Source organism: Butyrivibrio sp., assembly GCF_024699075.1.
In genome coordinates this window covers 1-7,900 of sequence record NZ_JAILQF010000256.1, presented here as the reverse complement: position 1 = coordinate 7,900, position 7,900 = coordinate 1, and the positions used below count along the sequence as shown (strand labels likewise).

Genomic DNA, 7,900 nt, shown 5'->3' with positions numbered 1-7,900 from the left:
TCATAAGGATATGACAGATAACGAGATTACAGATTTCAGACTGTTTAAGATAGACGGCGAGGGCAAGAGCGCCGATGAATGGGAAAAGATTCTTAGAGGAAAGACCAGATATAATGACTCTGTCTGCCTGGGAAATGACGGTAATATATATATTCTTACTACACAGGTTGATGATCAAGGTGAAGAGATCATCATTGGAAGATTTGAAAGAGCCGGAATTAAGTGTGAAAAGATAGAAGATATGTATCCTATAGAAGAGAATACTATAGAAGATAAAGCTTCAGGAGAGAAAGCTTCAGAAGAGAAAGCTTCAGAAGAGAAAGCTTCAGAAGAGAAGACTAAAGAAGAGAAAACTTCAGAAGATAAATCTTTAGATAGTAAAGTAGTAGAAGAGGTATAAGTTTAGCGTGATCATAGTATTTATTCTATTGGTACACCTGATTGTAGTACTTACAATTGGTATACTGGCATTTTTAAACTTAATAAAGATACCTATACCATTTCTGGCAGTTGTTTTGTGGATACCTGTTTTTGGGCCTTTGTGCGCCCTGATAGTCCATTTTTATTACATAAGCGGCAGATCAGGAACCAAATACGCTGAACTTGAGAATATGAAAGCTTCTCTTGTATGGGATGAGGAAGAGCCTTCAAGATCGGTTGAATCAGTTAATGATATTCCTCTTGAAGATGCCCTTATTCTGGATGATCCTTCAGTCAGAAGATCGGTAATGCTTGATGTTCTTATGGAAAATAATAGTCAGTATGTAGGAGCTATAAGCAGGGCACGTCTTAATGATGATGTTGAAGTTGTTCATTATGCGACAACTGCCATGGCTGAATTTTCCAAAGAATATGAGCTCAGACTTCAGCAGTATGCGACCATGTATGCTGAAGATCATGATAATGAAACTCTTATAGAAAACTATGCGGATTATCTTTCCAGTTATATAGACAGTGGGCTTTGTGGTGGTCAGCTTCTTGAGATTCAGGTGAATACCTATCAGCAGCTTTTAAGACAGCTGATCAAGATTCGTCCGACCAAGAAGCGTTATAAAGTGCTTGCATCAAGCTATATGGATTCCGGACATTTAGGTCTTGCTGATGAACTTACATCGTACCTGTATGATAAATATCCTCATGATGAGGAGGCTTTTACTCTTAGGGTCCGCTATTATTACGAGACAAGGCAGGGAGATCTTCTTGGGAAGTTGATAAAAGAATGTGACAGCAAGGATGAGTATAAATCAGTTGAGCTTCGTAATCTTATTTCCTTCTGGAAAGAAAAGGAGGAATTACAAGCATGAAAAAGAACATATTTATACTTTTCAGAGTATTGATAGGCTTTATAGCATTTTTTGCACTCCTTCTTATAGAAAGAATGGGGATTCCCTATAAGGCAGCAGAGGGTAATTCTCTTATTGTAGAAGATAGCAAAATAACTCATTATAAAGAAGCTGCCGGTACAAAGAACTGTCTTTTCATTACAGATTCAAGTGATGTTAATGCTGTGGATTCCAGGGATGATTTTGAACAGATCCTTACTGACATGAGGATTGCTTATGATACAGCAGATATAAATGAAGAGATACCTGATCCTTCCGGATATGACAAGGTAGTCATGGGTATCAAGCACCTGACAGCTTTTGGAGAAAAAATACTTGATTATACTACTTATGTTGAAAATGGCGGAAAGATTCTTTTCTGGCTTCCGATTGAAAGAGAAGAAAGTCTTGATATCATCATTGGAAAACTTGGAATAACTGATATAAGTTATACATTTGTAGAAGTTGATAAGTTTGATCCCAAAGAAGATTTTATGATTGGATCAACAGAGGTTCCATTTGCCATTGAGGATTATTATGGATCTTCAATGCAGGTCAATCTGGATGCCTCAAGTGAAGTATTTGCAACCTGTGATACGACTCCTCTTATATGGCGCAGAAAGTTCGGAGACGGATATTTTGTGGTATGCAATTTTGGATATTGCGAAAAGGCCTACAGAGGCATCTACTGCGCGGCGTATTCGCTTCTTGATGATGTGTGCATATATCCTGTTATCAATGGTGCAACTTTTTATCTTGATGATTTCCCGTCACCTGTTCCAAACGGAGACGGCAAATATATAAGACGTGACTATGGAATGGACATAGCAGAGTTCTATACAAATGTGTGGTGGCCTGATCTTCTTTCCCTTGGTTCAAAGTACGACTTTCCTTATACAGGTCTTATCATAGAAACCTATGAAGACCAGGTTAGTGGAAAGCTAAAAGCAAATACAGATGTTGCAGATTATTATTACTATGGCAATATGCTTCTTAATTCAGGTGGCGAGCTTGGTTATCACGGATATAATCATCAGCCCTTATGCAACAGAGACTTTGTATATACAGTGGATCTTGGATATAAGCTTTGGGAAAACAATGATGAAATAAAAGATTCTCTGACAGAACTTACTGAGTTTTCTACAGGTCTTTTCCCAACAGCGAAGCTTCAGGTATATGTTCCGCCTTCCAATGTCATATCGCAGGAAGGAATAGATATTATTGATAATGATTTTCCGGATATTAAGACAATTGCTTCTATATACCTTCCTGAAGGTGATACATACGGTCAGGAATTTGACGTTGATGAAAGCGGAATGATCAACACACCAAGAATAGTATCAGGCGGTGTCAAAGATGATTATATGAGGATAACAGCTTTTTCAGAGCTTAATTATCATTTTGTTGCATCACATTTTATGCATCCTGATGATCTTCTGGATGTGGACCGAGGTGCTGAGCTCGGATGGGAATCTGCAAAGAGTACCATAGAAGAGTATATGGATTGGATCAATGAGTCAGCTCCTCCTATGAGACATCTTACCGGAAGCGGAATAGCGGGCGCTGTTCAGAGATTTACAAATATAGTCATAGATATAGATCAAAGAGAAGATGGAATAACCATAAGTGTAGATGGATTGATTGATACAGCCTACTGCCTTGTAAGGGTTAACCATGGTCAGATTGGTGATGTCAAGGGTGGAACACTTACACATCTTAAAGGTGATCTGTATCTTCTTGAAATAACAGATAATACTGTGGAAATCGGTTATGCAAAATAGATTTAAGACGGGATTTTAAGTGAAGATATATAAATATTTAATATATATTTTTGGTATATGATAGGCGCAGATAAAAAGTCAACTTAGGAAAGGATCAAAAGTGAGAATTTGTCTGATACTTGAGGGTAGTTACCCATATACACATGGCGGAGTATCGTCATGGACACATCAGATGATCAGTGCGATGAAAGAGCATGAATTCGTGCTCTGGGTTATAGGTCCGCGCGCCAAAGACAAGGGAAATTATTATTATGAGCTTCCCAAAAACGTTGTAAAGGTCAAAGAAGTCTTTTTGGATGATGCACTTAGAATAAAACCTGACAGGAAGAAGCTTCCTTCGATGAAGGAAGAGGAAAAAGAAGCTTTAAAAGCTCTTCTTGATTGTGAACATCCAAACTGGGAAGTGCTTCTTCATCTTTTTCAGGATGAGCATATTAATCCGTCATCATTTCTTATGAGCCAGGAGTTTCTTGATGTGCTTCAAATGTTATGCAATACAAAGTATCCTTATGTACCTTTTGCAAGTACCTTTCATACTATGAGATCAATGCTTCTGCCTGTTTTATATATGATGATGCAGAAAGTTCCAAAGGCTGATGTATATCACACTATATGTACGGGATACGCAGGGATCATGGCTTTAACTGGCGGTTATAAAACAGGAAAGCCTGTCCTTTTGACAGAGCATGGAATCTATTCAAGAGAAAGAGAAGAAGAGATCATAAGAGCTAATTGGGTCCAGCCTGCCTTTAAAAGACAGTGGATCAAGTTCTTTTATATGCTTTCTGATGCAATTTATACAAGGGCGATCAAGATCACATCACTTTTTGACAGAGCGATGAAGACTCAGATAGAGCTTGGTGCAGATCCTTCAAAATGCTCTATTATACCTAACGGAATAAGATATGAGAATTTTTGCAATATACCTCTTAAGCCTGAAGATGGCAAGATAGACATAGCTGCGGTTGTAAGGATTGCGCAGATCAAGGATATCAAGAGCCTGATATATGCTTTCCACGAACTTAGAAGTAAAAGAAATGATGTAAGACTCCATATACTTGGCGGAGTAGATGAAGACGAATATAACGAAGAGTGCATTAATCTTGTAGATACTCTTGGTCTTAAACAAGACATTATATTTGCCGGTCAGGTTAATGTTATGGAGTATATGAAAAAAATAGATTTTACAATTTTGACATCTATTTCAGAAGGTCAGCCGCTATCAGTTCTTGAGTCACTTGCTGCAAGAAGACCTTGCGTTACAACTGATGTTGGTTGCTGTAGGGATCTTCTTGAAGGAGGGCCCGGAGATCAGTTTGGAGTTGCAGGCTTTCTTGCGCCTCCCATGCATAGAGAAGGAATAGCTCATGCTATGGACAGGATGTGCAGGTCAAGTAGCGAAAGAGAAAAGATGGGTGAGATAGGAAGACAGAGAGTAGAAGCATATTTTAGACATGAGGAAATGATAAAGCTTTATGAAGAGCTTTATAGAAGCGTTATATAAATATGACTATTTGTTTTTTATAAGGTCATGTATTATATGTCTTGAAAGGTTGATCTATGGCTGGAATTGGTTTTGAACTCAAAAAACTGTTTAGGGCAACAGGTGTACTTGGAGTTCTTCGTGCTTATGGTTACACGGGCATGATAACTGCAGGTCCGATGCTTCTTGGCATTTTTTACCTGATGGGAGTTGGCATCATAGGATCTTATTTTGGCCTTGACGAACATAACAGAGAACTTCTTACAAGTATGATAACCTACAACCTTCTTATATCGCTTATGGTTACCAGTATTTTCAGTATGGTCGTTACAAGATATATTTCTGATATGCTCTATCAGGAAAATGAAGATGAGGTACTTAGTTCTCTTTCTGGTGTACTGTTTTTTATTCTTCCAATTGGGTGTCTTTTTTACGGAGTATTTCAGATGCTCTTTGATACGGACATTATAAGGTTGGTACTTAATCTTACTATGCTGGCTGAGCTTTTGTGCGTCTGGATGATGATGAATTACCTGACTGCCATAAAGAATTATAAAGGTATACTGATTGGATATGTTATATCAATTATAGTATCACTTGGAGGTGCTGTAGTTGCATGTCATTTTGTAGCTGTTTCTATTGAGCTTTTACTTTTATTTGTCTGCCTGGGATACGGAGTTATGATGTGTGTTGATCTTGCTCTTTTGTATCAGTATTTTCCAGCTAAGACGCAGAACTATTTTTCATTTTTGCACTGGATAGATGAATACAGATCTTTAGTTATCATAGGTTTTTTCTCAAGTATTGGATTATATTCACACCTTGTCATAGCCTGGTTTTCAGGTGTTGGCAAACATATTGAAGGTCAGTATTATGGAGCTCCGCAGCATGACATTGCTGCCTTGTTTGCCTTTTTGACAATACTTGTTACTAATATTAACTTTGTTGCTTCTGTAGAAGTTCACTTTTATCCCAAATATCGAAAGTATTATGACCTTTTTAATGGTAAAGGGTCTATAAGTGAGATCGAAGTTGCGGAAAAAGAGATGAAAGAGGTTCTTTTGCATGAACTTGTTTATACAGCAAGAAGACAGTTTTATACAACTGCGCTTATGTTATCGATCGGTATGACTCTTCTTAATAAGCTTCCGCTTGGCTTTGATGATCTTATGGACGGATATTTCAGGATACTGTGTGTGGGATACGGAGTATATGCAATAGGTAATGTGATAATGCTTATTCTTATGTATTTTACAGACTATGAGGGAGCTGGAATATCGACGATAATTTTCGCAGTTATATCAACTGTGGGTTCTGTTATCTCTATTGGTTTTAACGTAAGATTCTATGGCTTTGCATTTGCTTTAGGAAGTATGGCATATCTTGTGTATTGCATTTTAAGGCTTTACTTCTTTTTACAGAATATACCTTATCATATCCTTGCATCTCAGCCTATGGTCAGAAGGGAAAAGAGAAGATTTTTTACCTTCCTTGGTGAAGATTTAAATAAAAATCTGAAACAATCCCGTGTTTTTAAAAAACGTAAAATTGTTGCAGAAGATAACAAATCAGGAGGCCAGTGATTTATGAAGATCAGCCGATTTATATCCATGATGGTTTTGATAATGGCACTTGTCTTTATCAATATATTTCAGTCAAATTATGACGCTGTTGTGGAAGACATTGAAAAATCAAACAGTGAATCTGCGACGAACCAAGAGGTTACTTTTGAAAATGACACCATTCTTACTGACAATATATATGATAATTTTGCCTTATATGAGAATGATGATCCTTATGATGTAGTCACAATGTATCTTACTGTGAGAACCGGTAACGCTTCTGAAGGTACCAATCATACCTGGAAAGAGATCAATTCTTACAGTGCTTATGATTATGATGAAATGGGCGTTGACAGATATATGGTAGCAGGGCTCTTGCAGGTGGGTGATGAGAATGGTCCATCTGTTGGAGAGCTTGGATATGGCGAAACTGCGCCTAATGCTACTGTTAATATAAGAGGTCAGACTTCAACCAAGTATAATCAGAAGAATTACAAAATAGAGATAAAGAATAATAAGGGAGATTTCAGAGGACAGACAACAATTGCTTTAAATAAGCATGAACAGGACGGAATAAGATTCAAGAATAAGCTCTGCTTTGACCTTATGACAGGCATTGATGAGATGATGAGCTTAAGAACTCAGTTCGTGCATCTGTATGTCAATGATCTTACAGATGGCTCTGATGATGGTTTTGAAGACTATGGCCTATATACACAGGTAGAACAGCTTAATAAGACTGCTTTAAAGGTGCATGGCCTTAATAAAGAAGGGCATCTTTATAAGATAAATTATTGTGAATTCTATAGGTATGAAGATGATATAAAGCTTATGGATGACCCTGACTTTGATCTTGATAAGTTTGAAAAACATCTTGAGATAAAGGGTAGTAATGATAATACAAAGCTTATTGAGATGCTTGAAGATGTTAATGATTATTCGATTCCAATAGATACGATCATAGAAGAGCATTTCAATATGGAAAATCTTGCATACTGGATGGCTTTCCATATCCTTACGGGTAATGTAGATACTTCCAGCCGAAATTTCTATATATATAGTCCTGTCAATACTGATACCTGGTATTTACTATCCTGGGACAATGATGACAGTTTTATGGTAACTGAGAATGAACTTAGAAACCGCATAGAATTTGGCGGGTGGCAGATGGGCGTTAGCAACTATTGGGGCAATGTACTGTTCCAAAGATGCCTTAAATCTGAGGAATTCAGGAAAGCTCTTGATGATGCCATAAAAGATGAGCTTGCATATATGACACCTGAAAGATTAACAGAAATGGTGGCTGGATATAGCAGCGTTGTAAAGCCATATGTCTTTTCCGGAAGAGATGTTTTATATTCTCCTATTACAAGTGAGCAGTATGACACTGTAATAAGCAGTATACCAAATGAGCCTCAGATCTATTATGAGGAGTATCTTGAGTCACTTGAAAAGCCGCAGCCTTTCTATATAGGCGAACTATCTTATGAAAATGGTATATTATCAACCACCTGGGATCCTTCTTATGACTTTGATTCTGAGACTATAACTTATACTGTTAAGATTGCAAGAGACTGTGAGCTTAAAGATGTTATAGCTACTTATGAAGGAGTATGGACCAGCCTCGAGGAGCAGATAGTACTTGATCCCGGTAGTCAGTATTTTATCAGTATAACTGCGACCAATGAATCAGGCTATTCTCAGGGAGCTTTTGATTATTATATTACCGATTACAACTATTATTTTGGAATG

General features: G+C 37.4%; 6 protein-coding genes. All 6 read left to right on the top strand.

All coding sequences use genetic code 11. The features are described 5' to 3' along the window. Window positions 1-400: hypothetical protein (locus K6G87_RS10495; RefSeq protein ID WP_296836778.1), on the top strand; the 400-nt coding region annotated here is incomplete at its 5' end. Between the two features lie 7 nt (window positions 401-407). Continuing rightward, the gene (locus K6G87_RS10490; RefSeq protein WP_296836776.1) at window positions 408-1,304 is read left to right on the top strand and encodes a hypothetical protein; all 897 of its coding nucleotides are present in this window, start codon (window positions 408-410) and stop codon (window positions 1,302-1,304) included. After that, entirely contained in the window at window positions 1,301-3,103 is a 1,803-nt protein-coding gene (locus tag K6G87_RS10485; RefSeq protein ID WP_296836773.1) for a DUF2194 domain-containing protein, read from the top strand. Before K6G87_RS10490 ends, K6G87_RS10485 begins: the two co-directional genes overlap by 4 nt. 100 nt (window positions 3,104-3,203) lie before the next feature. Then, entirely contained in the window at window positions 3,204-4,607 is a 1,404-nt protein-coding gene (gene pelF / locus K6G87_RS10480; RefSeq protein WP_296836770.1) for a GT4 family glycosyltransferase PelF, read from the top strand. Window positions 4,608-4,663: 56 nt separating this feature from the next. After that, complete coding sequence (pelG, locus tag K6G87_RS10475) at window positions 4,664-6,169, top strand: exopolysaccharide Pel transporter PelG (RefSeq protein WP_296836767.1); 1,506 nt, start codon at window positions 4,664-4,666, stop codon at window positions 6,167-6,169. Window positions 6,170-6,172: 3 nt separating this feature from the next. Next, a partial coding sequence (locus K6G87_RS10470) for a CotH kinase family protein (RefSeq protein WP_296836765.1) occupies window positions 6,173-7,900 on the top strand: 1,728 nt, incomplete at its 3' end.